Origin of the sequence: Aureimonas ureilytica, assembly GCF_001475935.1 — a bacterium.
Lineage (GTDB): Bacteria > Pseudomonadota > Alphaproteobacteria > Rhizobiales > Rhizobiaceae > Aureimonas > Aureimonas ureilytica_A.
The window spans coordinates 62400-87110 of sequence record NZ_LDQA01000022.1 but is presented as its reverse complement, the minus strand read 5'-3'; the positions used below and the strand labels follow the sequence as shown (position 1 = coordinate 87110).

Sequence of the window (24711 nt, the reverse complement as noted above, 5' to 3'; positions counted from 1 at the left end):
CATGGAAACGCATCTGTTCCACTTCCTGCGCCCGGACTGGTTCTGGGCGCTGATCCCGGCGGGCCTTCTTCTCTGCCTCGCCTTGAGATCCCGCAAGAGTGCCACCGGCGGCCAATGGGGCCAATATGTCGACGCCCATCTGCTGCGACATCTGGCCATGGGCGGCGACACCGCCCGTGCATCGCGCGTCCTGCCATCCGTGGCGGCGGCCATGCTGGTCGTCCTGGTGACGGCGCTGGCCGGGCCGACCTGGCGGAAGGCCGAGGTTCCCTCCTTCACCGGCGGCGAGCCCGTGGTCACTGTCCTCAGTCTGGCGCAGTCCATGAACGCAAACGACCTGTCGCCGAGCCGCCTGCGCAGCGCGGTTCACAAGCTCAGCGACATCCTGACCCGCACGGAAGGGGATGAGCGCGCCCTGGTGATCTATTCCGACGTCCCCTTCGTCGCCGCGCCTCTGACGAGCGACCAGAAGGTGATCTCGCAGATGATGCCCGAGCTTTCCACCAAGCTGATGCCGGTTCTCGGCGACCGGCCCGATCTCGCCATCTCCGAGGCCGTGTCCGTCTTGAAGGGCGCCGATGCGGCGCGCGGCAAGATCGTACTCATCGCCGACAATGCGGGCGATGCGGCGGCCACTGAAAAGGCGGCAAGCGAAGCCCGCAAGGCGGGCTATACCGTCTCGGTTCTGGGCGTCGGCACGGAGAAGGGCGCGACATTGCAGACGGCGGGCGGCCAGGCCATTACCGACCGCGCGGGCAAGACGGTGACGACCTCACTCGATGCGGAGAGTCTGAGCGCGGTGGCTCGGGATGGTGGTGGCGTCTATTCCAGCGTGACCGCGAACAGCGCCGACCTCGACCGCATCCTGCCGAAGACCGACAGCGTCGAGACCGCCGGCAAGGCCGAGGACGTCAAGGCGGACAGCTGGGTCGATATGGGCTACTGGCTCCTGATCCTGCCGGTTCTTCTTCTGCCCCTGGCCTTCCGGCGGGGTCTCGTCTTCAGCCTCGGACTGATCGCCGGCCTGAACGTCCTGCCCGGCCTTGCCACCCGGCCCGCCCACGCGGGAACCTGGCAGGACCTTTGGGCGACCTCCGACCAGCAAGGCAAACAAGCCTTTGCCTCAGGAGACTATAAGGCGGCGACCGGCAAGTTCGAGACACCATCCTGGCGCGCCAGCGCCGCCTACCGGGCGGGTGACTACGCGGCTGCGGCTCAGGAATTCTCCGCCAACCCCTATAATCGCGGCAATGCGCTGGCCAAATCCGGCCAGCTGAAGGAAGCGCTCGGGGCCTACGACGAGGCGCTGGCGGCCAATCCTCAGGATGGCGACGCGAAGTCCAATCGCGAGCTGGTCCAGAAGCTGCTCGACGACCAGAAGAAGAAGGAGGAACAGGAAAAGAACAAGCAGCAGCAACAGCAGCAGCAATCCGGCCAAGGCGATCAAAAGGACCAAAAGCAGCAGTCTGGTGGTTCCGGCCAAAAGGACCAGCAGCAGCAGCAGGCCGGCGGCAGCGGCCAGAAACAGGACCAGCCGTCCCAGGGTCAGTCCGGTTCGCAGGGCCAGCAGAAGCCGCAAAATGCGGGCGGCCAACAGCAGCAACAGCAGGCCGGCGGCAACGGTCAGAAGCAGGACCAGCAGCCGTCTCAAGGACAATCCGGCCAGCAGGGTCAACCCGATCAGCAAGCCGACTCGAAGCAGAAGCAGAACGGCCGACAATCCGGCGATCAGCAGCAGTCTGCCACTCAGCCGGGTCAGGAAAGCGGTTCGCAAAACGGGCCCAGTCAGCAGAGCGCGTCGCAGGGTGAGCAACCCAAAGACCAGGCATCAAACGAGGCTTCGAAACCCTCCGACAAGGCGAAAGGTGGCCAGTCTCCGGAGGCCGGTGCCGAGAAGGACGCAGCCGAAAAGGCGGGGGATCAGAAGGCCGGTGCCGGCCAAGAGCAGAAGCAGGAGGCCTCCGCAACCAAACCCCAAGGCCAGGAAGGCGACCGTCAGCAGGCCGGCCAGCAACAAGATCAGCCGCAGGACAAGACCGGCTCCGATGGGCTGGCTGAGGCGGATCAGGCCGTAGAGAAGGCCGCCAAGGCCCGTCAGCAGGCAGGCGCTTCCGGGAGTGATGGCCAGCAAGCCGGCAAGGACAGTGAAAACACCCTGTCGAAAATGCTGTCCAGCGTGCTGGGCGGCAATGGCGGGGACAAGGGCGACAAGCCGGCGAAGGCCTCCGTGCCCGGTGCTCCGGTCGTCGATCAGGCGGTCGAGCAGCAGTTGCGCGAAGTGCCCGACGACCCGTCCGGCCTGCTGCGCGCCCGTATTCGTCAACATTACGCCCAGCTTCGGTCTGGCTCCAACTGAGAGGAAGCAGAACCATGAGTTTCCATAGGCTCAAGACCACCGTCAGCGCTGCTGTTCTCGTCATGGCGCTGGCCGTTCCCGCCTTCGCCGCCGGCCTCTCCGCCCATGTGAACAGTGGCACGGTGGCGGAAGGGGACACGTTTCAACTGACCCTGACGGCCAACGGCCAGCCGGGTGCCAGGCCGGATCTCACGCCGCTCCAGAAGGATTTCGAGATCCTCGGCACCTCGCAGTCCTCGTCGCTGCAAATCATCAACGGGCGGCGTTCCCAAAGCGAGAGCTGGATCGTCTCCCTGTCGCCGAAGGCGAAGGGCACACTGGAAATCCCCGCGATCAGTGCGGGGGGCCTCAGCAGTGCTCCCGTCGCGATCGAGGTGGTGGATGCGGGCTCCATGCCCAAGGCCACGGGCGCCTTTGGGATCGGCGTTTCGGCGACCGTGAAAGACAGCAGCCCTTTTCTGTTTCAGGAAACGCCGCTGACCGTCAGGGTCGAGACCAGCGCGCCCATCAAGAGCGCCGAGCTCGTCGCGCCGCAGTCCAGCGCCTTCGAACTCGCGCAACGCGGGGAGGACCGGGTGAGCCAGGCCACCCGGAACGGGCGGACGGTCAACGTGATCGAGCGCACCTATATGCTGAAAGCCCAACAGAAGGGGACCATCGAAATACCTCCCTTCGTCCTGCGCGGCTCCGTCGAGGACTCATCGGCTCAGGGGCGCGACCCCTTCGCGGACATGGGCTTTCCCGGATTTCCCTCGGCCATGTTCGACGACATGTTCGATAGCGGCAAACCGTTCACCGTTCGCTCCGAGCCGATCAAGCTGACGGTTCGCGCCGACCCCAACGCCGGCTCCGGGCAACACCAGTGGTTCCTGCCCGCCAAGAACGTTCAGCTCGTCGCCAAATGGTCTCCCGAGCACCCGGTCTTCAAGGAAGGGCAGTCGGTGACCCGGCGCGTCAGCCTTCTGGCGCTCGGCGCGAGCGCAGCTCAGCTTCCCGATCTGTCCTTCGAGAACACGGATGGCGCGCGGATCTATCTGGATGACACCCAGACGGGCGACGATCAAACGGCGCAAGGCACCGTCGCCCGAAAGGATTTCCTCCTGTCCGTGGTGCCGACCCGTGGTGGCGAGATCACGCTTCCGGAGATCAAGGTGAACTGGACCGACAGTGTCTCGGGAGAAGCCAAGACGGCCACTCTGCCGAGCGAGGTCATCAAGGCCGAGGGAACGCTACCGGCAGCCAAGCAAGCGGCAAGGGCGGCACCCCAAGCTGCACCGGACTCATCCGTCGTTTCGCAGGCACATGAGGAAGCGAGGGAGACATGGCCTCTGTTTGCGGGACTCGGCGCCGCAGCAGGTCTGGCCGCGCTCGGCGGTGCTGCCCTTTATGTCAGACGAAAGCCGCGCCTTGGTGAAAGCCCCCGCAAGCCTGTAGCCGCGCAAACATCCAGCGGGGAATCCTCCGACACGCTGTCTGCACGCCGCAAGCAACTGGCTCTGGCCGTAGCCAAGGAAAAATCCGGCGATCTGCGCGGGTCCTATGGCTGCGTTCTCGCCTGGCGTCGGCTGGCGGGCGGCGATCCGGTAATGAATGATGCCGCCAGAGAGGCCATTGCCGCTTTGGAAAAAGCAGCCTTCGCGCCCGCAGCCGAAACCGCAGAGGTTCAAACCCGCCACTGGCTCGACGTTCTGGCGAGGGAAGACCGCAAGATCGGCCAGGGGCAAAGTCGCACATCGTCGAAACTACCGTCGCTCTATCCGGCGTGAGGCAGGAGGATCGGGCGGCAAGCCAGTATCGGCGAGCTCCTGAACGAATGCGAGAGTGGAGCATGGCGGACAAGGCGTCCACACCCGCCATGCCCGCCTCCGGGCGGGTTTGATGACCGATCGGCGCGCACTTTCCGCCGTGCCGGCCGCAGCGCATTCTTGCGACCATCATTTGACCAAACGCGATACGACCGTTTCGATCGCTGCTTTCACGCCTCTTCGCTTCGGCACACGTCTACCGGCGAAAATGGCGCTCGTTTCTCCGCAAGATCGATGAGACGTTTCCTTCGCGGTTTGGAAACAGAGAAACCGAACACACGCGAACTCGATGCGGATCTTGCCTTCCGATCGGCTTGCCGAACCCCACTCTTCGTCGCCCTCCCCTCGTCTTGCGCCGGACAGCAGAAGTCTTGCCGCCGATCGCCGTGTCTCCAAACAGCAAAACGCCCTCGCCGGGGGAGGACCGGCAAGGGCGTCAGGAGGTGGCCGAAGGTGGGAGGAACCGTTCGGCCCGCACGCTCGAAGCCGGGGGAGGACCGGCTGGAGCGAAAGGCGAGAAACTGTCAGCGCACCGACTGACGGGCGATAGCCGGAATGTCCGAGCGAACGATGCCGAGATCCGAAAGCTCGCGGGCCGTAAGGCGGTTCAGTTCGCGCGTCGTCTGGCGATACTGGCGGCGGGTTTCGAAGAAGCGGGAGAGGTTCATGGTCTTGTCCTTTGCGTGCCCGGCCTCTCATCGATGGTGGCCGGCGATCTCTTGTCTTTCGATGGTTGAACCCTACGCCGCCCTACGCTCAATGAGGAGCGCAAAGGTCGAAAGGGAGATCTGCGTTTCTTCGCTATCGGAGTGATGCAGGCCAGCCATGCGAATGCTGCAACCCCACGGCCGCCCCGATGCCAAGGCTTCGGGGCTTTGGCCGGAATGGCAAAGCTGCTATGGCTCGCGTCGTGCAGACCATACCATCAGATACCCCCGCCCGATGCGCCGTCTATGGCGCTCCGCCCTCCGATCTTCTGGACGTGCCCGAAGGTGCCGTGCAGCTCTCGCCGCTGCGCCCCGACGCGGCGGCTCTCGAACGCATGACGGATGCCACTTTCGAAGAGCTGGTGGTGGCCGCCCCGCATGGCTCGATCGAGCGGCGCTACGTGCTGGCCCATGCGCTGCGCATTTTGGCGCCCGGCGGCTTGCTCTCGGTCGCCGCCGCCAAGGACAAGGGCGGCCAGCGGCTGCGCGGCGAGCTGGAGGAGATGGGCTGCGAGGTCAGCGAGCGCTTCAAGGCCCGCCAGCGCATCTGCACGGTGACGCGACCCACTGAGGGGCTGCAACTGGACGAGGCGATCCAGGCCGGCGCCCCGGTCAGCGTGCCCGACCTCGGCCTCCTATCGCAGCCCGGTGTCTTCTCGTGGAACCGGATCGACCCTGGCTCCGCGCTTCTGCTTCGTCATCTCCCGCCCCTGTCCGGGCGTGGGGCCGATCTCGGCGCCGGGCTCGGCGTTCTCTCGCGCGCCGTCCTGCAATCGGCCAAGGTGGAAGCGCTGACACTGGTCGAGCTGGATCGCCGCGCGGTCGAGGCGGCGCAGGTGAACGTCGCTGATCCCCGCGCGCAGTTTCTTTGGGGCGACGTGCGCGAGACCCGGCTCGCCGATCTCGATTTCGTGGTGACGAACCCGCCCTTTCACAGCGAAGGGATCGAGGATCGCGGACTGGGCCAGGCCTTTATCGTAGCGGCCAGCCGAATGCTGCGGCGCTCCGGCACGCTGCTTCTCGTCGCCAACCGGCACATGCCCTACGAGGACGTGCTGCGGGCGCATTTCCGCAATGTGGAAACCCGCATCGAGGAAGCCGGCTACAAGATTTTCGAAGCGCGCAAATGACCAAGATACCGACCTCCCGCCTCGACAAGCTTCTGGCCAATATGGGCTATGCCTCGCGCCGCGAGATCCAGCTTCTGGCCAAGAACGGGCGCATTCTTCTGGACGGTGCCCCGGTGCCGCGCGCCGACGAGCGCCTGGCGCTGACGCCCGATCTCGAAACGCGGCTCGTGGTGGATCGCGAGGCGCTGGACCCCCTGCCCGGCTTCGCGCTGATGGTGAACAAGCCGCTCGGCGTCACCTGCTCCCACAAGGAGGCGGGGCCGCTGGTCTACGATCTCCTGCCCCCGCGCTGGCGGCGGCGCGATCCGGCGATCTCGACGGTCGGCCGGCTCGACAAGGAGACGTCAGGCCTTCTCCTGATGACCGATGACGGCGCGCTTCTCCATCGCATCATTTCTCCAAGCCGCCACGTGCCCAAACGCTACCGAGCCCATCTCGCCCGCCCGCTGAACGGCACGGAGGCGGCGCTCTTCGCGTCAGGCACCCTGATGCTGGACGGCGAGGACAAGCCGCTCGCACCCGCCGAGTTGGAAGTGGTCGGCGAGCGCGAGGCGATTCTCCAAGTGCATGAAGGTCGCTACCATCAGGTCCGGCGCATGTTCGCGGCGACGGGAAACCATGTCGAGGCGCTGCACCGCGAGAGTGTCGGCGCGGTGTCCTTGCCCGCCGACCTTGCGCCCGGCGCAATCCGTCGGCTGACCGAGAGCGACATCGCGGCGATCTTCGCCGCGCCATGAGGCGCTACGTCTTGAGCAAGGCGATATCCGTTGTCGCCTCGCGCACGCGGGCCAGAAGCCAATCGACACCCGCATCCTGCCGGGAGCGCGCCGCCACATAGGCGCCGATCTGCGCGGCGGGGGATGTGTGGGACGTGTCGAGGGTTCGCAGCTGGTGGCCCAGCACGGTGCGCGTCGCGATGCGGCGCGGCACCAGCGCCGCGAAGCCGCTTTCCAGAACCAGCATGAGCGCGCTCAAACTGTCGGGTACGATCACGGCCGGGTCGCAGGCCGGCTCGGAGCCGCAGCCCTGACGCTCGCTTTGAACGAGATCGACATAGGCGGAGCCGCTTCGCTCGCCCATTTGCTGTGTCCAGAGATCGGGCGTCGAGATGCGGGCGAAGGGAATGGTTCGCAGTCGCTCGTGCGTCAGACCGTCCTGAATCGCGGGATGATCGGCGCGCACCACCCAGACCAGGGTTTCCTCGAACAGGACATGGCATTCCACCGCATCGTGCTGGCCGCGCGTGCGCACGAGAACAGCATCAATATCGCCGTTTTGAAGATCGCGCATGGAATGATCCGTGATCGGGACGGTGCGCAGCCGGACATGGGGCGCCTGGGCCTGAAGCACGCGCAGGAGTGGCGGAATCACCACCAGCGACACATAGGACACCGTCGCCACCACGAATTCCCGGCGACTCTCGGTGGGCACGAAGGTTTTGTTTTCCAGGACGTCCTGCAACTGCCGCAGAATGTCCAGAATCGAGGGGGCAAGCTCGATCGCACGCTGGGTCGGCACCATGCGGCCGGGGATGCGCACGAAAAGCGGATCGCCCACGGCCTCGCGCAAACGCGCCGTCGCGTGGCTGACCGCCGAGGGGCTGAGGCCGAGCCGACGGCCCGCGAGCGTTGCGTTCTGCTCCTCGAACAAAGCTTCGAAGACGCGCAGGAGATTGAGATCGAACTGCCGAAAGTGCATGAAATTCACACTCACGCTGACAAGGTTTCAGTTCCATTCATAGCACGATGGAGCGATGTTGGCTTCAACGATCGCTACCGACCGGTTGTCGGACTGAGTAGGCGATCTGTTTGGCAAGGACTGAAGACCATGAAGCTCGTTACCCTGATCGCTCTCGCCTCGATGACCGCGACCGCCGCTCCCGCTTTCGCCGATTCCATCGTCCCGGGTTCCGACGCCGCTTTCTATGCGCAGACCAGCGCCGCCCCGCAGGCCTCCTCAAGCGTTCGCTACGGTATGCCTCGCACGGCGGGCATGAACGCGGCCATGACCCGCGTTTCGACCGACGACCTCGTGCCGGGGTCGGACGCGGCCTTTGCCGGCCCGGCCGCAAAGGCTGACAATGCCGTGCATCGCACGCCCGTTCAGCCGGCCGGCGCGATCGCGCCCGACATGGTGCCGGGTTCGGACGCCAGCTTTCTGAACTGATACGGCAGGAGAGGTCGACGCCTCTCTCCTAGCGTTCGGCCCGCATCGCCGGCTCGAAACATGGCGACGATAAAGCCGCCCGCCCCCATCCTTCGCCTGCCTCGATCGAGGTCTGTCGCGAAGGCCGGGAGCGGGCGGTTTTGCTTGTGAACCGCCTCGCCCTCGAGCCGACCGGGACCGTCGGACGCTAGCCCTGCTTTTGAAACGCCTATTCCGAGAAGATAGCGCGGCCGAACATGTCCAAAACGCGCTCGACCCGCTCCGCGATCTGTTCCGGGCTCGGAGCTTCGACGCGGCCGATCAGAAACATAAAGGCCCAGTCTCCGATCGAGGCGTCGAGAAGGAAGACACCAAGCTCTTCGCCCGTCTCGGGACGAAGCAGCCCCTTGGACCGCAACCCGGCGACCACCCCGTCCAGATAATGCTGCGAGCGCTCCAGACCCTGCTCGTGCAGCGTGGCCGCCAATTCGGGCGCTTGAGCCGATTCCGACACGACAAGGCGTGCCAGCGCCAATTGACGTGGGTGAAGCAGCATTTCGAGCATGGAGCGGAGCGCTTCGGCCAAGGCTTTCCGAGCGTCGAGCGACTGCTCGCCCGGTGGGAGCCCCACATCCGGAAGACTGCGCAAGGCTGTCCCGATCAGTTCTTGAAACAGTGATTCTTTCGTAGCGAATGATCGGTAGAGTGTTTTCTTGGACATGGCGCAACGCCGGGCGACATCGTCCATGCTGGTCGCGCCATAGCCCTGCTCGAAGAAGGCCGCCTCGGCCGCCGCAAGAATGATCCGGCGTCGCTCCTCCTCCGAAAGGACGGGAGGCCGGCCGGACTTGCGGCGCTGAAACACGGCATGGGTGACGGGACATCTCATGCTTGACATTTGGAAACGCTTAAGTTCCCTATGTCAATATCGAAACTGATGAGTGTCCAAAGATCGACCCGGCGTCCGTCGGCTTCCGATTCGACCGGCAAAGGGGATGTTCTTGACAACAAGAAGCTTGGCGACTGGACTTTGCGTTGCAGCTCTTCTTCCCTTGGTTGCGGGATGTCAGGGTGAAAGCGCCGCTTCGCCCAAGGTCGAACAATGGGTGAAAGTCGAGGCCGTCGAGCCCCAGCGCCTCGACGAACGGATGACGCTCACCGGCACGATCGCGGCTCGCACCGAAAACAACCTGTCCTTCCGCACCAACGGGCGTATCGTGGAGCGGCGGGTGGATGTGGGCGATGCCGTGCGCAAGGGCGAGGTTCTCGCCCGCCTCGATCCGAGCACGCAGCAGGCCGATGTCGACTCGGCGCGCGCGGGCGTGGCCTCGGCGCAAGCGCAGGTGCAGCAAGCCACCGCCGCCTTCGAGAGAGCGCGCTCGCTCTTCTCGCAAGGCTTCGTCACCCGGCGCGAGTTCGACCAGGCCGATCAAGCCCTCAAGGTGGCCAATGCCGGCGCGCTGTCGGCGCGCGCCGAATTGGCCAGCGCCGAAGACGCACTCTCCTTCACCGAGCTCAAGGCCGATGCGGACGGGATCGTGACAGATCGCAAGCTCGATGTCGGCGAAATCGCGCAGGCTGCGGCGACGGTCTTTACCATCGCCTGGGACGGGCCGCGCGATGCGCTGTTCGATATTTCGGAAGGGCTGCTGCTGCGAGACAAAAAGCCCGCCGCCATTACGGTGGCGCTGATCGCCGATCCGTCGATCCGAACGGAGGGCGCGATCCGTCAGGTCGCGCCGAGCGTGGACCCGCAGACGGCGACGGTGCGCGTCAAGATCGGGCTGGATCAGGTGCCGGCCGGCATGACGCTGGGAGCGGCCGTCAGCGGTTCCGCCTCGATCCCCTCGCCGCCCGTGTTCGTTGTGCCCCCCGCCGCCCTCACCTCGCTGGACGGCAAGCCGGCGCTGTGGATGTTCAACCCCGGCACATCGGAAGTGTCCATGCGCCCGGTCGATGTCTCGACCTACGAGACCGCCTCCGTCGTCGTCAACGGCGGCCTTCAGGCGGGTGAGCAGGTCGTCGTCGAAGGCACCAAGCTTCTGCGCCCCGGCCAGAAGGTCAGCCTTTCGCAGGAGGCCGCAGCCCGATGAGGTCCCGTCTCTGCCCTTCGCGCCTTTCCGTTTCGCTGGTGTCCGTCCTGGCTCTTGCCGGCTGCCAGAAGCAGGAGGCCGCGCCCGAGCCCACGGTGCGTCCGGTCAAATCCGCCGTTGTGCGCCCGTTTCAGGATCAAGCTCCGGTCTATACCGGCACCGTGGAGCCGCAAGTGTCCACCGACTATAGCTTTCAGCTGCTGGGCCGCATCGTCAGCCGTGACGCCGATGTCGGCAGCGAGGTGAAGGCGGGGCAGGTTCTTGCGACGCTGGAATCCACACTCTTGCAACAGGCGGTGGACGCAGCCGAAGCGGCCCTGACGGGCGCCACGGCGACGCTCGTCAACGCACAAGGGGTTGCCGAGCGCCAGCAGGCGCTTCGCCAGTCCAACACCTCGACACAGGCGAGCGTCGACAGCGCGGAGCAGGCTCTGCAGGCCGCCCGCGCCTCGTCCATCCAAGCCGAAGCCTCGCTCGCCAAGGCGCAGGAGCAATTGTCCTATGCGCGCCTCGTGGCAGGCTTCGACGGGATCGTGACGGCGGTTTCGGCGGAACCGGGGCAGGTCGTCGCCGCCGGCCAGCCCGTGCTGACCGTCGCGCGGCCCGATCTGCGCGATGCGGTGGTGGACCTGCCCGATAGCGACGCCGGGTCGTTGCGGATCGGCGCGCCGCTGCGCGTCGCGCTGCAACTCGACGCCGCCGCCGTGGCCGATGGCCGGGTGCGCGAGATCGCCCCGCTGGCCGACCCGGTCACCCGCAGCCGGCGCGTCAAGATCGCGCTGGACAATCCCGGCGAAGGGTTCCGCCTCGGCTCCATCGTCAAGGTCGCCCTGCCGGGAGACGATGCGCAATCCCTCGCCCTGCCCGCGACCGCGGTTCTGGAAACGGGCGGTCAGACGCGCGTCTGGGTCGTTTCAGCCGATGGGGCGAGCGTCGCTTCGCGCGCGGTGAGCCTCAAGCGGGCGGCTGACGGAGGATGGGTGGTGCTGGATGGCCTCCATGAGGGCGAGCGCGTGGTGACGGCCGGGGTGCACAGCCTCGCCGAGGGACAGCGCGTCAAGACGGACGGAGCAGCGCAATGAAGGGCTTCAACCTCTCGGACTGGGCCCTCGACCATCGGTCCATGCTCTGGTTCTTCATGCTGGTTTTCTCGGTGGCCGGCTTCCTCTCCTATCTGAATCTCGGACGGGAAGAAGACCCCGCCTTCACCATCAAGACCATGATCATCAGCGCCGCCTGGCCGGGCGCGACGGTGGACGAGACGATGCGTCAGGTGACGGAGCGCATCGAGAAGAAGCTCGAGGAACTGCCGCAACTCGACTACACGCGCTCGATGACCGTGCCCGGCCAGACGACGATCTTCGTCAACTTGCGCGACACGACCAAGGGCCGGGACGTGCCCAATGTCTGGGTCCGTGTCCGCAATATCGTGAACGACATTCGTAGCGAGCTGCCGAGCGGCGTCCAAGGCCCGTTCTTCAACGACGATTTCGGTGACGTCTATGGCAATATCTATGCCTTCACGGCCGATGGATTTACGCAGCGTGAGCTGCGCGACTATGTCGAGGACGCCCGCTCCAAGATCCTGACCGTGCCCAATGTCGGCAAGGTCGATTTCGTCGGCGCGCAGGACGAGAAGATCTTTCTCGAATTTTCCCCTCGCCGCCTCGCGGCTTACGGCATCAGCCAGCAGAGCGTCCTCCAGACGCTCCAGGCGCAGAACGCCGTCGTGCCGTCCGGCGTCATCCAGGCCGGGCCGGAGCGCGTCAGCGTGCGCGTGAGCGGGCAGTTCGCGTCCGAAGACAGCTTGCGAAACCTCAATCTGCGCGTGGGCGACCGCTTCTTCCGGCTGTCGGATGTCGCGGAGATCAAGCGCGGCTATGCCGACCCGCCGAGCGCGCTCTTCCGCTACAATGGCGAGCCCGCGATCGGTCTGGCCGTGGGCATGAAGGCGGGCGCCAATCTCCTGTCCTTCGGCGAAGCGCTTCAGGACGAGATGACGCGCATCGAAGGCGAGCTGCCGGTCGGCATCGGCGTTCACCTCGTATCGAACCAGCCGCAGGTGGTGGAAGAGGCCGTGTCGGGCTTCACCCGCGCCCTGTTCGAAGCGGTCATCATCGTGCTCGCCGTCAGCTTCGTTAGTCTCGGCCTTCGCGCGGGGCTGGTGGTCGCCGTCGCCATTCCGCTCGTTCTCGCTATGACCTTCGTCGTCATGGAATATGCCGGCATCTCGCTCCAGCGTATCTCGCTGGGTGCGCTCATCATCGCGCTCGGGCTCCTCGTGGACGATGCGATGATCGCGGTGGAAATGATGGTGGCGCGGCTGGAGGCGGGCGACGACCTGCGCAAGGCGGCGACTTATGTCTACACCTCGACCGCCTTTCCCATGCTGACGGGTACGCTCGTCACCGTTGCCGGCTTCATTCCCGTCGGCCTCAACAGCAGCAATGCGGGCGAATTCACCTTCACGCTTTTCGTGGTGATCGCGACGGCGCTGATCCTCTCCTGGATCGTCGCCGTCCTGTTCACGCCCATTCTCGGCGTCCTGATCCTGCCCAAGGCGATGAAGCAGCATCATGGACAGAAGGGCTTCGTGGCACGCGGCTTCGCAGCGATCCTACTCTTCTGCATGCGCTGGCGCTGGCTGACCATCGCGGCGACGCTGATCGCCTTCGGGGCGTCGGTCTATGGGATGCAGTTCGTCCAGCAGCAGTTCTTCCCCTCCTCCGACCGCAACGAGCTGATCGTGGATTGGAATCTGCCGCAGAACGCGACCATCGCCGAAACTTCGGCCGAGATCGCAAGGTTCGAGAAGGAGCAACTCGCCGGCAATGGCGACGTGGAGCACTGGTCGAGCTATGTAGGCCAGGGCGCGGTGCGCTTCGTTCTCTCCTTCGACGTGCAGCCGGCGAGCCCCGCTTTCGGGCAGACCATCATCGTCACCAAGAGCATCGACGCGAGAGACCGTCTGCAGGGCGAATTCGCGGCCTATCTCAAGCGGACCTTCCCCAACACGGACGCCTATGTGAAGCTTCTCGACATCGGCCCGCCGGTCGGCCGCCCCGTGGCCTACCGCATCAGCGGGCCGGATGTGGATACGGTGCGCGCGCTGTCGCTCGGCTTCGGCAATGTCATGGCCGGCAATCCTCATCTTTCGGAAGTCACCTATGACTGGAACGAGCCGGCGCGCGTCGTAAAGATCGACGTGATGCAGGATCGCGCCCGTCAGCTCGGCATCTCGTCGGAGACGATCGCCTCCACGCTGAACGGCATCGTCGGGGGCACCACGGTCACGCAGGTTCGCGACAATATCTATCTCGTGGACATCGTGGGGCGTGCGGTGGCGGCCGAGCGCGGCTCGATCGAGGCGCTGCGCGATCTCCAGCTACCGACCGGCAACGGCCAGTCCGTGCCGCTCTCGGCGGTCGCGACGTTCCGCTACGGCGTGGAACAGCCCGTCGTCTGGACGCGCTCGCGCGTGCCGACCATCACGGTGCGCGCCGGTATCACCGACGCGCTGCAGCCCGCGACCGTGGTCCAGCAACTCGCCCCCGACGTCGAAAACTTCTCCCGCACACTGCCCGCGGGCTATCATATCGCGGTCGCCGGCGCGGTGGAGGAAAGCGCCAAGAGCCAGGGGCCGATCGCAGCCGTGGTGCCCATGATGCTCTTCGTCATGGCGACCATCCTGATGATCCAGCTCCAGAGCTTCAGCCGGCTCATCCTGGTCTTCGCCGTCGCGCCGCTCGCCATTATCGGCGTCGTCGCGGCGCTCCTGCCGAGCGGCGCGCCCATGGGCTTCGTCGCGATCCTCGGCATTCTGGCGCTGATCGGCATTCTGATCCGCAATTCGGTGATCCTGGTGGACCAGATCGAGTCGCTTCGTCGCGACGGGATGGAGGCCTGGAACGCCGTGGTGGAGGCGACCGAACAGCGGATGCGCCCGATCATGCTGACGGCGGCGGCAGCCAGTCTCGCGCTCATCCCGATCGCGCGCGAGATCTTCTGGGGGCCGATGGCCTACGCCATGATGGGCGGCATCATCGTCGGCACGGTGCTGACGCTGCTCTTCCTGCCGGCGCTCTATGTCGCCTGGTTCCGCATCAAGGCTCCTCCCCGCTCAGCCTGAGCGGGGAGGAGCCTCAAGCCGCATGCCGCGCACCATGAGCCCGATGAAGGCTTCGATCTCGCGCTCAAGATCCAGCTCGCTAAGACCGACGAAACGTTCGGCGAGCGAGGTTTCGACGATGCCGTGGATGGCCCCGAACAGGGTGCGGGCGCGCAGCGCCAGCGCCGCTTCCGAAAGCTCCGGCTGAAGCGGCCGCAGCGCCAGGATCAGATAGGAAAGAAGCTCGCCCTGCTCGGCCCGATGCCAGTCCGGGATCGGCTTGCCGGCCGCGAAGGGATGCTGAAACAAGGCGGACCATAGCCGAGGGTGGGTCCGCACGAAGCGCAGATAGGCGAGCCCCAGCCGCGTCAACTCGGCGCGAGGATCGCCGTCCGGCATCGCCCCGGTCTGCAATTCGACCTTCAGCCGCGCCAGCGTGCGCGAGTTGATCTGCAGGACGAGATCGTCGAGGTCGGCGAAGACGTTGTAAAGCCCGCCCAGAGCCGCGCCGACATCGCTCATGATGTCGCGCGCGCGCAAGGCCTCCACCCCGCTTTCCTCGATCCGACGCTCCGTCGCTTCTATGATGCGCGCCTTGAGATTCTGCCGCTTCTCGTCCCGCTTCGTCATACGCGCTCCAAAAATTTTTTGAACGGCGTTCAATTTCTGCCTTGAACGATGTTCATGGCTGTGCCAATTTCTTTCTTGAACGATGTTCATAGAAGGAAATGGCCGATGTGGAAACAGGTTTCCGCCCTGGCGCGCGGGCGCGTCTTCGAAGCTAGCGAGGCGGCGTGCGATCGCAACGCGCTCACCATCCTGCGCCAACAGATCCGGGATTGCGCGCAGGCGCTGGCCGCCGCGCGGCGGGATGTCGCTCTCGCCGCGCTCGCCAACCGACGCGAGGAAGCGCGGATCGCAGCTCTCGACGCGCGGATCGGCGATCTGGAAACGCGCACCATGGCCGCGCTCGACCAGGGCAAGGCGGATCTCGCCCACGAGGGAGCGCTCTCCATCAGCAAGCTCGAAGCGGAGCGCGCTCGAGTCGGAGACAGTCTCGCGCGGCTCGAGAGCCAGGCCGAACGCCTGCAGCGCCGCGTCACCGAGGCCGAGCAGCGCCTCTGCGATCTCAAGGGCGGGTTGCGGCTTGCCGAAGCCGGCGAGAGCCTGCGTCGCGGCGGCGGCGCGCTGCCCGGCCCTATCCTGTCCGTCTTCGACGATGCCGAACAGACGCTGACGCGCCTGCGCAGCCGGCAGGAGGAAGACGAGGCCATCGACGCCTTCTGGCGCGAAAACAGTGCCGTCGGCGACCCGGACGCGACCGCCCGCAGGCTGGCGGAGGCCGGCTGCGGCGCGCCGCTCGATACCGGAGCCGAGGCCGTCCTGCGTCGCATCGACGCAAAGCGGGCCGCGCGCTCAGCCTGATCTGCCCTCACCCTTGACCTTCGTACCTCATTCTCGGAAAGCCCCTCACCATGACCGAAGCGCCTCTTCAGAAACATTCGTCCGCCTGGAAAAACTTCACGATCGCGAGCTTCGCGGTGGCCGTCGGCATGATGGCGGTCGGCATCTGGTCGATGGAAGCCAGCTTCGCCGCCAAGGGCTTCTATGCCATGGCCTCGATCATGCTGGTGCAGACCTCCATCACCGTCACCAAGACCCTGCGTGACAGCGAGGAGGCGGCGCGCCTGGTGAACCGGCTGGAGGACGCCCGCACCGAAAAGCTGCTGATGGACGTCGATCGCTCCGCCCGCGTTTGAGGGATTGAGCGCCGGCTCCCGCAGCCGGCGCTCGTCTTTCTGCTCGCCCCTTCCTTCCGCTCGCCAAGGTTTCGGACATGGCTTCCTCCCTTCTGCGCTCGCGGCGTTTCGCGCCCTTGTTATGGACGCAGTTCCTGACGGCGTTCGGCGACAATCTCCTGCGCAACACGCTCGTTTTTCTCATCCTGTTTCGCGCCGCGAGCCACGACGCCGGAGCCATGATCGCGCTGGCGGGAGCCATCTTCATGCTGCCCTTCCTGCTGCTGGCCGCCTTGGGCGGTCAGATGGCCGATCGGTTCGACAAGGCCCTGGTCGCCCAGCGGCTGAAACTCGCGGAAATCGGCGTGGCCGCGCTTGGAGCCGTGGCATTGCTCCTCGGCTCCCTGCCGACCATGATGCTGGCCCTGGCGGGCTTCGGAACGGTGTCGGCCCTGTTCGGGCCGATCAAATACTCAGTCCTGCCCGAGCAATTGGCGACCGAAGAGCTCCCCCGTGCCAATGCCTGGGTGGAAGGCGGGACATTCACCGCCATTCTCGCCGGCACGATCACCGCCGGCCTCCTGTCCACGGTCCATACCGGCTGGGCGGCCGCGCTCCTTTGCATCGTCGCCGTGACGAGCTGGCTGACGGCGCGCGCCATGCCCAAAGGCGAGGTCGCCGACCCCACCGCCGCCATGGACGCGAACATCCTGCGCTCGACGGCCCGTTTCATCGCGGCCCTGCGCGGGGATCGCCGGATTCTGATCGCGGCTCTGACGATCTCCTGGTTCTGGATGCTCGGGCTCATCCTGATGTCGCTCCTCCCGGCCATCATCAAGAACGGCCTCGGCGGGACGCAGAGCGCAGTCACTCTCGCTCTGGCCATCTATTCGGTCGCCATAGCGGCGGGCTCGGCGCTCGCCGCATGGCTTTGCCAGGGACGCACGACACTTCTGCCGGCCGTGCTGGGCACGGCACTGGTCGCGCTGTTCGGGGCCGACCTCGCCTGGACGGTCGGATCGCAGTCCGGCACGCCCGTGGTCTCCGGTGTGTCGGCCTTTCTCGGGGCGCCGGGATCGCTGCGCGCCCTGGTCGATCTGGCGGGCATGGCGGTGGCCGCCGCGCTGATCTCGGTTCCCGCCTTCGCGGCCATTCAGGCCTGGGCGCCGGTCACGCGGCGCGCACGCACCATTGCGGGGGCCAACGCGCTGAGCGCCGCGTTCATGGTTGGGGGCAGCCTTGTGCTCGCGCTCGTGCAATATGCAGGGGCCAGCCTCGCCGCGATCCTCGCCGGCCTGTCGCTTCTCAATCTCCTGGCCGCCGTCCTCCTGCTGCGCCATCTGCCGACGCCGCCCTTGCGCGATGCGCTCTCCATTCTTTTTCGAGTCGTCTTCCGGCTGGAAGTGCGTGGGCTGGAGAAGCTCGAAGCCGCCGGCCCTGCGCCCATCCTCGCGTTCAACCATGTCAGCTTTCTCGACGCGGCCCTCGCCCTGTCGCTGAGCGATCGCGATCCCGTCTTCGCCATCGACCATACGATCGCGCAGCGCGCCTGGGTGCGCCCCTTCCTGAAGCTCGTGCACGCCCTGCCGCTCGATCCCTCGCGCCCGATCTCGACGCGCACGCTGATCAAGGCCGTGGACGCCGGCTCGCCGCTCGTGATCTTCCCGGAAGGGCGCATCACCACGACCGGCGCCTTGATGAAGATCTATGACGGCGCGGCGCTCGTCGCCGGCAAGACCGGCGCGCCCGTGGTGCCGATCCGCATCGAAGGGCTGGAGCAAAGCTATGCCTCGCGCCTGACGGGCGGCGAGGTTCGCCGCCGGCTCTTTCCTAAGGTCCGCGTCACGATCCTCGATCCCGTGCGCATCGCCATGCCAGAGGGCGGCACGACCCGCCAGCGCCGTGCGGCGGCCGGCGCGCGTCTCACTGACACCATGTCCGACCTCGTGTTCCGCACCGAGCGCACGGATGTAAGCGTGGTCGAGCGCCTCATCCACGCCGCCGAGCGCACCGGCCTGTCGCGACTGGCCGTGGAAGACCCCATGTCAGGCCGCATGAGCTTCGGCCGGCTGCTGACCGGCGTGCGCGTGCTGGCCTCGTGTTTCGACGCACGTTTTGCCCCCGGCGAGACGGTCGGCGTCATGCTGCCGAACGCGGCTGGCGCGGTCGCGACCTGCCTTGGCCTCATGTCGGCGGGGCGCGTACCGGCGATGATCAACTTCACGGCGGGCGCGGCCAACATCCGCTCGGCCGCAACGGCCAGCGGGGCGCGCACCATTCTGTCCTCGCGGGCCTTCATCGAAAAGGCGAAGCTTCAGCCCCTCGTCGCGGCACTGCAAGGCGACCTCACCTTTGTCTGGCTGGAGGATATCCGAGCCGGCGTCACCCCGCGCCAGAAGCTTGTCGGCCTCCTGCGTCGCAAGCACCCGCTCGTCCCCCGCAAGGCGGACGATCCGGCGGCCATTCTTTTCACGTCCGGCTCGGCAGGCGCGCCGAAGGGCGTCGTCCTCAGCCATCGCAACATCCTGTCCAATATCGCGCAGGTCGCGGCGCGGATCGACTTCAACGGGCGGGACAAGGTGTTCAACGTCCTGCCGATGTTCCATTCCTTCGGCCTGACGGCCGGCACGCTGCTGCCGCTCGTGTCCGGCGTGCCGATTTTCCTCTACCCCTCGCCGCTGCACTACCGGATCGTGCCGGAACTCATCTACGGCTCCAATGCGACGATCCTATTCGGCACGGACACGTTCCTCACGGGCTATGCCCGCACGGCCCATCCCTACGACTTTCGCGCGCTGCGCTACGTCTTTGCCGGGGCCGAGCCGATCCGCGCGGCCACGCGGCAGACCTATGCCGAGCGCTTCGGCGTGCGTCTGTTCGAGGGCTATGGCGTCACCGAAACGGCGCCGGTTCTCGCGCTCAATACGGCGATGCACAATCGCCCCGGCACGGTGGGCCGCCTCCTGCCCGGCATCGAACATCGGCTGGAGCCGGTTCCCGGCATCGAGACAGGAGGTCGTCTGATCGTACGCGGGCCGAACGTGATGCTCGGCTATCTCAAGGCAGATCGACCCGGCGCACTTCAGCCGCCGGAAGGCGGATGGCACGATACGGGCGATATCGTGTCGATCGACGCGGACGGGTTCGTGCGCATCGAGGGCCGCGCCAAGCGCTTCGCCAAGATCGGCGGGGAGATGGTGTCGCTCGCCGCCGTCGAAGCGCTGGCGGCCGAGCTTTGGCCGGGTGCCCTGTCCGTCGCCGTGTCGGTGCCCGACGAGCGAAAAGGGGAGCGGATCGTTCTTCTGACGCAGGAACGGGACGCGACGCGGACGGATTTCCAAAGCTTCGCGCGCGCAAAAAAGGCCGGTGATCTCACCGTGCCCGCCGAAGTCAGGGTTCTTGAGAAACTGCCCCTTCTGGGAACGGGCAAGATCGACGTTCAGGCGGCCAATGCGCTTGTGCGGGAGGACCGTGCGAGACGAGAGCCTGAATTGTCGGCATGAGGTCCGGTGGGGAATCGGCCGGCCGCGCACAGCGAAGGCTGGCATGAAGACCGCCAACGAAACAAAGGCGAAGAGGCGCTAACCTTTTTTCAACGACTGTTCTTCCTTAAAGTCGTGGCTGATCAGTCTTAGTGTGCGGCCCTCACAGAGCCGCAACCCGTGCATCGGAGCGTTTCGAATGGCCGCTTCATCAACGACCGCCACATTGCCCCGGATCGATCTTAGAAGCTCGCAACTGGGGAAAGAGGCGGCGTTCAAGACCTGGCGCGCGGCGGTGCCGCAATATGCCATTTCGATCCCGAACGACGATCTGACCGATTTCGCGATGGATCTGTCGGCTTGGCTTCTTCAGAAAATCGTCTTCACCCATGGTCACACATCGCCCTGCCGGCTGGAGCGCAAGGCGGAGAGCCTGTCGGACGGCTACGACAACATCGTCTTCCTTCTGTTCATGAAGGGGCTTTGGGTCGGCGAGGCGGATGGGCGGCCTTTTTCGAGCGAGGACGGCGACATCTGCCTTCTCGACGCGTCGAAGCCCTTTCACGTGGTGACCACGCAGGCGAGCTACGCCATGGTCAACGTGCCGCGTCAGACCTTTATGGAGGCCGCGCCCGATGTCACGATCCCGCATGGACATATCCTGCGCTCGGCCAGCGGCTGGATCCTGGCCGAGCATCTGACGGCCCTATGCCGCTACCTGCCCAACATGCACAAGGCCGAGGCCGAGCGCATGGCGGCGGCGACGCTGACGCTGATGGCCTCCAGCCTCGCGGAACTCACCGGCACCGACCATCTGGCCAAGGGAAGCCTGATTTCGGCCGTGCGCCTGCGCGTGGAACGCCATATCGAGCGCCATATCGGCTCGCCCGACCTGACGCCGGACATGATCTGCCACGAGCTGGATATTCCCCGCTCGACCCTCTACCGCGCCTTTTCGCCCTTCGGCGGGATCCTGTCCTATATCCAGAAGCGTCGGCTGGATGCGGCGCGCGCGCTTCTGTTCCACCCGGAGGAGCATCGCTCGGTCGGCGAGATCGCGCAGGCGCTGGGCTTCGGCAATGTGACGAGCTTCACGCGTTCATTCGAACGCCAGTTCGGCTGCTCCCCCCGCGAGGCGCGCCAGAGCGGATCGACCTATATCAGCAGCAGCCAGATGCTGTTCGAGCACTGGCGGCAGGCCGTCGCACGCGGCGGCTGAAGCGCTATCAGAGCGTGGCGAGCGTCCGGAATAGGTCCATCCAAACCGAGCCTTGGCGGATGAAGACGGGCGGGCGCCCGAGCGGTGCCTCGACCGGGATCGTCGCCCCGCCCTCGTAGCGCTCGCCGCTCCAGACATGCTCCCAATCCGCGCCCTCGGGCAGATAGACCTCGCGCGAGGTCTCGCCCTCCCGCCAGACCGGCGCAACGAGTAGGTCGCGCCCGTAGAGATAGCTGTCCTGGATCGCATAGGTCGCCCGGTCGCCCGGGAAATGCAGGAAGAGCGGGCGCTGCACGGGCAGGCCGCGCTGAACCGCCTCGTCCGAAAGGCTTCGCAGATAGGGCGCGAGATGGACATAGAGCCGCGTCATCCGCGCGAAATGCGAGAGCACCGCCTCGTCGCCGTCGATCTGGAGATTGTCGCGCGGGCGGTTGCCCTCGTGTGTGCGCATGACGGCCGTGAAGGCGGCCATCTCGGCCCAGCGCATGATCAGCTCGGGCGTGCGGATATTGCCGAAGAGGCTGGTGTAACCGCCGATGTCGGAATGATGGTAGGCATTACCGAGCAGGCCGGAGGACAAAGCGCCGGAGATGACCGTCACCAGCCCATCATGGCGCGAGAAGTCTACCGACTGATCTCCGCCCCACAGAAGCGGGCAATGCGCCCCGACGCCGGTGAAGCCCGCGCGCATGAAGAAGAGCGCCTCCCCCGTCATGCCACGGCTGGCGACGGCCCGCGCGTTGACCTCCGCCCAAAGGGTCGGCCAGGGATTGTGCATCAGCTTGGCGTCCACGCCATTGGCGAGTTGCACATTGACTGGCAGATACTCGCCGAAATCCGCCATCCAGCCGGACAGGCCGAAGTCCAGCATGTTGCGCCCGATCACCTCTTCGGCGAACCAGTCGGCAGCCGCCGGATTGGTGAAGTCCACGACGCCGCAATCGAACTCGCCGAAATCGACCAGGGCGGTCTTGCCCTCGGCATCTCTCGCGAAATAGCCGGCCGCTTCGGCCTTCGGGAAGAGCGGGCCATCGGCGCAGAGATAGGGGTTCACGTAGCCGAGAAACCGGATGCCCTCGCCCCTCAGCTCGGCAATGCGCTGGCGCAGGGCGGGATAGCGCGTCTCGTTGGCCTGCCAGTCCCAGAAGAGCCGCGCGCCGAACGACGTATGACGCAGCCCCACCCAATCCTCGCACCAGAGGCCCGACACGGCGGCGCCCGCCGCCCGGATGCACTCCAGCCGTTCGAAGGACTTTTCCCCATCCTTCAACCCGATAATCGCTCCCCCATAGACCCAATCGGGCAACGGCGGCTGGCGGCCGAAGCGGGTGGAGAGCTGTTCCACCAGCCCTTCGAAATCGCTGGCGTCGAAGAACTCGATCCGCTCGGGAACGGCCCAGACCTCGATCTCGTGAAACGCCTCATGGCGAAAATCGAAGACCGAATAGGCCGGCGTCTCGACATGGAGCGCATAGCGGCGCGAAGACAGGTAGGTCGGCTGGGGATAGTTGGTGTGGTAATAGTCGCCGCCCGCCCGGCCCGCGACATCGGCCTTGAAGGTCAGCTCGCGCGTCTTGTCGCGTCCGACGCCGGGCTCTGAGATCCAGAGCGGAAAGCGCCGGCCGCGCATGTCGAAATAGGACATCTGCTCGCCGCCGCCCCAGACATGCTCGCCCGCTTCGGCCTGAACGCGCAGCCAGAGCCGGTTGATCGCGGGGTCCAGCGCCTCGAAGCGCAGCGCGGCTCCCTCCACTCTCAGGCGCAGGCGCGCCGGCTCGGAAGGGCTGGGCGAGAGATCGATCACATCCCCCGAGATCGCGGCATGGCGCAGCGCGACGCGCTCCACGACATAATCCTCAATGTCGAAATTGCCCCGATACATCTCCATCCGCTCTTGGCCCTGGCCGACAAAGAGGCAGGGCGCGGCGGCGCTATGCGTGAGCACAAGCTTGCCGGAGAGGACAAGCGAGAAGCCGTCCGGCTCGGTGGTCAGAACGGGGGCGGCGAGCGGGAAAACCGGGTCTGATGTCATGACGGTCCTTCAGCCCTTGATGCTGCCGGCGGTGAGACCGGAGACGACGCGCTCCTGAAAGATCACGATCAGGACGGCGACCGGCACGATGCCGACCACCAGCGCGGCCGAGATCACCGGCCAAGGGAAGGAGAACTCGCCCTGATAGAGCTGGATGCCGACAGGCAGCGTGCGCAGCGCCGGATTGGAGTTGAAGGACAGCGCCAGCAGGAACTCGTCCCAGGAATTGACGAAGGCGAGAATGCCGGCGGTGAAGACGCCGGGCGCCGAGATCGGCACCACGATCCTGAACAGGGCGCCGAGCCGCGTGCAACCATCGATCATCGCGGCATTCTCCAGATCCTGCGGAATACCCTCGAAGAAGGAGGTGAGGATCAGCGTGCAGACCGGCAGCGACAGGACGGTATAGGGCAGGATCAGCGCGACCCATGTGTTCAGGAGGTTCAGCGCGCGCATGGTCTCGAACAGCGGCACGAGCAGCGTGACCAGCGGAAAGGTCGAGACAGCGATGATCAGCGACAGGATCAACCCGCGATAGGCCAGATGAAGCCGCGCCAGCGCATAGGCCGCCAGAACCGAAACGACGAGCGTCAAGGCCGTCGAGAGCAGCGCCACCATGACCGAATTGAACAGGAAGAGATGCAGCGGCTGGTCGGAAAAGGCCGTGACGTAATTGGCGAGCGTCGGCTGATGCGGGGCCCAGGTGATGGGCTTGAGGGTCAGCTCGCCTTCCGTCTTGAGCGAGGTGAAGAGAATCCAGAGCGCGGGAAAGAGGCCGTTCACCAGCAGCACGCCGGCCGCGAGGAAGCGCAGCGGTTTGCCCGAGAAAAGCGCCAAAGGCGAGGACGTGGCCATCGTGCTCATGACTCAGCCCTTTCGGCGCAGCATGTGGAGATACAGGAATGTCACGGCCATGGAGAAGGCGAACATGACCACCGCCAGCGCCGAGCCATAGCCGAGGTCCAGAAAGGACACGGTGTTCTGATGAATATACATGGCGAGCGTGACGGTGGAGGTCCCGGGGCCGCCCCCGGTCATCATATAGGGAATGTCGAAAGTCTGGAGCGCGGTGATCGTGCGGAAGATCAGCGCGATGACGATGGCGGGCTTCAGGAGCGGCAGCGTGATCTCGAAGAACTGCCGGACGCGCCCGGCTCCGTCCACATCCGCCGCCTCGTAGAGCGAGCGCGGAATGGTCTGGAGTCCGGCGAGGATGATCAGCGCCATGAAGGACGCGGTCTTCCAAACGATGGTGAGGCAGATGGCGGCAAAAGCCCAACCCGGCGAGTTGAACCAGATCACGCCTTGGAGCCCGAGCCGGTTCAGCACATCGTTCACGATGCCGTATTCATAGTGGAAGAACCACGCGAAGATGAGGCCCGCAAAGGAGAGCGGCAGCGCCCAGGGAATGAGGAGCGACAGGCGCACCGGCCATTTGTGCCGGAAGGGCAGATTGGCCAGAAGCGCCATGCCGAGCCCCATGAGAAGCGCGCCGGGCACGGTGATGGCCACGATCAGGAGCGTGTTCCAGGACGCCTCCCAAAAGACCGGATCGTCCCACATCAGGGCGTAGTTCTCGAACCCGGCGAAGGAGGCCGGAAGACCCGAGGTCAGCGACAGATTCTGGAAGCTCATCCAGATCAGCCGGCCGACAGGATAGACGATAATGACGCACAGAAGCAGCGCGGCCGGCGCGAGCAGCCAGGCGGCCAGCACCTTGTCGCTCGGGTCGAGCCAGCGCAGCCAGGCCGCAGGCTGTCGATCGGTCCGTTTCATGCTGTCCGTCGCTGCCAAGGTCACGATCACCCATCCTTACCGTCGTGAACGCCCTCTGCCGAGGCTTCGCCATCAAACCGACGCGAGACCCGCGCCGGTTCGGCTTGTGGCTTCGTCGG

At 65.8% G+C, this 24711-nt stretch carries 19 protein-coding genes; 12 read left to right on the top strand and 7 right to left on the bottom strand.

Features of this window, described 5'->3' with window-relative positions:
• Nucleotide 1: 1 nt before the first annotated feature.
• Both NS365_RS10080 and NS365_RS10075 read left to right on the top strand, forming a co-directional pair.
• Entirely contained in the window at nucleotides 2–2356 is a 2355-nt protein-coding gene (locus NS365_RS10080; protein WP_058600155.1) for a VWA domain-containing protein, read from the top strand.
• 14 nt (nucleotides 2357–2370) lie between these two features.
• Nucleotides 2371–4122 (top strand): BatD family protein, encoded by a 1752-nt coding sequence (locus tag NS365_RS10075; protein WP_058600154.1) that lies wholly within the window; start codon nucleotides 2371–2373, stop codon nucleotides 4120–4122.
• A gap of 563 nt (nucleotides 4123–4685) precedes the next feature.
• On the opposite strand, the gene NS365_RS23525 is transcribed toward NS365_RS10075, so the two are convergent.
• A complete protein-coding gene (locus NS365_RS23525) occupies nucleotides 4686–4829 on the bottom strand; it encodes a DUF1127 domain-containing protein (protein WP_082640350.1) in 144 nt (47 codons plus the stop codon).
• Nucleotides 4830–5059: 230 nt separating this feature from the next.
• Here NS365_RS23525 and NS365_RS10070 point away from each other — a divergent pair, with 230 nt between their 5' ends.
• Both NS365_RS10070 and NS365_RS10065 read left to right on the top strand, forming a co-directional pair.
• The gene (locus tag NS365_RS10070; protein WP_058600153.1) at nucleotides 5060–5998 is read left to right on the top strand and encodes a class I SAM-dependent methyltransferase; all 939 of its coding nucleotides are present in this window, start codon (nucleotides 5060–5062) and stop codon (nucleotides 5996–5998) included.
• Nucleotides 5995–6735, top strand: coding sequence for a pseudouridine synthase (locus tag NS365_RS10065; protein WP_058600152.1), 741 nt, complete (start codon nucleotides 5995–5997; stop codon nucleotides 6733–6735). Before NS365_RS10070 ends, NS365_RS10065 begins: the two co-directional genes overlap by 4 nt.
• Before the next feature lie 4 nt (nucleotides 6736–6739).
• On the opposite strand, the gene NS365_RS10060 is transcribed toward NS365_RS10065, so the two are convergent.
• Complete coding sequence (locus NS365_RS10060) at nucleotides 6740–7696, bottom strand: LysR family transcriptional regulator (protein ID WP_058600151.1); 957 nt, start codon at nucleotides 7694–7696, stop codon at nucleotides 6740–6742.
• Nucleotides 7697–7825: 129 nt separating this feature from the next.
• Here NS365_RS10060 and NS365_RS10055 point away from each other — a divergent pair, with 129 nt between their 5' ends.
• Nucleotides 7826–8164: a hypothetical protein gene (locus NS365_RS10055; protein WP_058600150.1), complete on the top strand. Its 339-nt coding sequence runs from the start codon at nucleotides 7826–7828 to the stop codon at nucleotides 8162–8164.
• Between the two features lie 208 nt (nucleotides 8165–8372).
• On the opposite strand, the gene NS365_RS10050 is transcribed toward NS365_RS10055, so the two are convergent.
• Nucleotides 8373–9032 carry a TetR/AcrR family transcriptional regulator gene (locus NS365_RS10050; RefSeq protein ID WP_193753423.1) on the bottom strand — a complete coding sequence of 220 codons (660 nt, stop codon included), beginning with the start codon at nucleotides 9030–9032 and terminating at the stop codon, nucleotides 8373–8375.
• 217 nt (nucleotides 9033–9249) lie between these two features.
• Here NS365_RS10050 and NS365_RS10045 point away from each other — a divergent pair, with 217 nt between their 5' ends.
• The 3 genes from NS365_RS10045 to NS365_RS10035 are packed head-to-tail and all read left to right on the top strand — an operon-like array spanning nucleotide 9250 to nucleotide 14365.
• Nucleotides 9250–10236: an efflux RND transporter periplasmic adaptor subunit gene (locus tag NS365_RS10045; protein WP_058600148.1), complete on the top strand. Its 987-nt coding sequence runs from the start codon at nucleotides 9250–9252 to the stop codon at nucleotides 10234–10236.
• Nucleotides 10233–11318, top strand: coding sequence for an efflux RND transporter periplasmic adaptor subunit (locus tag NS365_RS10040; protein WP_058600147.1), 1086 nt, complete (start codon nucleotides 10233–10235; stop codon nucleotides 11316–11318). The genes NS365_RS10045 and NS365_RS10040 overlap by 4 nt, the downstream gene beginning before the upstream one ends.
• Nucleotides 11315–14365, top strand: coding sequence for an efflux RND transporter permease subunit (locus NS365_RS10035; protein ID WP_058600146.1), 3051 nt, complete (start codon nucleotides 11315–11317; stop codon nucleotides 14363–14365). The genes NS365_RS10040 and NS365_RS10035 overlap by 4 nt, the downstream gene beginning before the upstream one ends.
• Here the strand turns inward: NS365_RS10035 and NS365_RS10030 are convergent.
• Entirely contained in the window at nucleotides 14357–14974 is a 618-nt protein-coding gene (locus NS365_RS10030; RefSeq protein ID WP_058600145.1) for a TetR/AcrR family transcriptional regulator, read from the bottom strand. The genes NS365_RS10035 and NS365_RS10030 overlap by 9 nt on opposite strands.
• A gap of 105 nt (nucleotides 14975–15079) precedes the next feature.
• On the opposite strand from NS365_RS10030, the gene NS365_RS10025 reads away from it, so the two are divergent.
• The 4 genes from NS365_RS10025 to NS365_RS10010 all read left to right on the top strand — a co-directional run bounded on the left by NS365_RS10025 (nucleotide 15080) and on the right by NS365_RS10010 (nucleotide 20784).
• Complete coding sequence (locus NS365_RS10025; RefSeq protein WP_058600144.1) at nucleotides 15080–15769, top strand: PspA/IM30 family protein; 690 nt, start codon at nucleotides 15080–15082, stop codon at nucleotides 15767–15769.
• Between the two features lie 50 nt (nucleotides 15770–15819).
• Nucleotides 15820–16104, top strand: a complete 285-nt coding sequence (locus NS365_RS10020) for a YiaA/YiaB family inner membrane protein (protein ID WP_058600143.1) — start codon at nucleotides 15820–15822, stop codon at nucleotides 16102–16104.
• Nucleotides 16105–16181: 77 nt separating this feature from the next.
• Nucleotides 16182–19586, top strand: a complete 3405-nt coding sequence (locus NS365_RS10015; protein WP_058600142.1) for an acyl-[ACP]--phospholipid O-acyltransferase — start codon at nucleotides 16182–16184, stop codon at nucleotides 19584–19586.
• 178 nt (nucleotides 19587–19764) lie between these two features.
• Nucleotides 19765–20784 carry a helix-turn-helix domain-containing protein gene (locus tag NS365_RS10010; protein ID WP_082684535.1) on the top strand — a complete coding sequence of 340 codons (1020 nt, stop codon included), beginning with the start codon at nucleotides 19765–19767 and terminating at the stop codon, nucleotides 20782–20784.
• A gap of 7 nt (nucleotides 20785–20791) precedes the next feature.
• On the opposite strand, the gene NS365_RS10005 is transcribed toward NS365_RS10010, so the two are convergent.
• The 3 genes from NS365_RS10005 to NS365_RS09995 are packed head-to-tail and all read right to left on the bottom strand — an operon-like array spanning nucleotide 20792 to nucleotide 24592.
• The gene (locus NS365_RS10005; protein WP_058600140.1) at nucleotides 20792–22816 is read right to left on the bottom strand and encodes an alpha-glucosidase; all 2025 of its coding nucleotides are present in this window, start codon (nucleotides 22814–22816) and stop codon (nucleotides 20792–20794) included.
• A 9-nt stretch (nucleotides 22817–22825) separates the two neighbouring features.
• The gene (locus NS365_RS10000) at nucleotides 22826–23680 is read right to left on the bottom strand and encodes a carbohydrate ABC transporter permease (RefSeq protein ID WP_058600139.1); all 855 of its coding nucleotides are present in this window, start codon (nucleotides 23678–23680) and stop codon (nucleotides 22826–22828) included.
• A gap of 3 nt (nucleotides 23681–23683) precedes the next feature.
• On the bottom strand, nucleotides 23684–24592 hold the full coding sequence (locus NS365_RS09995; protein WP_058600284.1) for a carbohydrate ABC transporter permease: 909 nt from the start codon (nucleotides 24590–24592) through the stop codon (nucleotides 23684–23686).
• Nucleotides 24593–24711 lie beyond the last annotated feature (119 nt).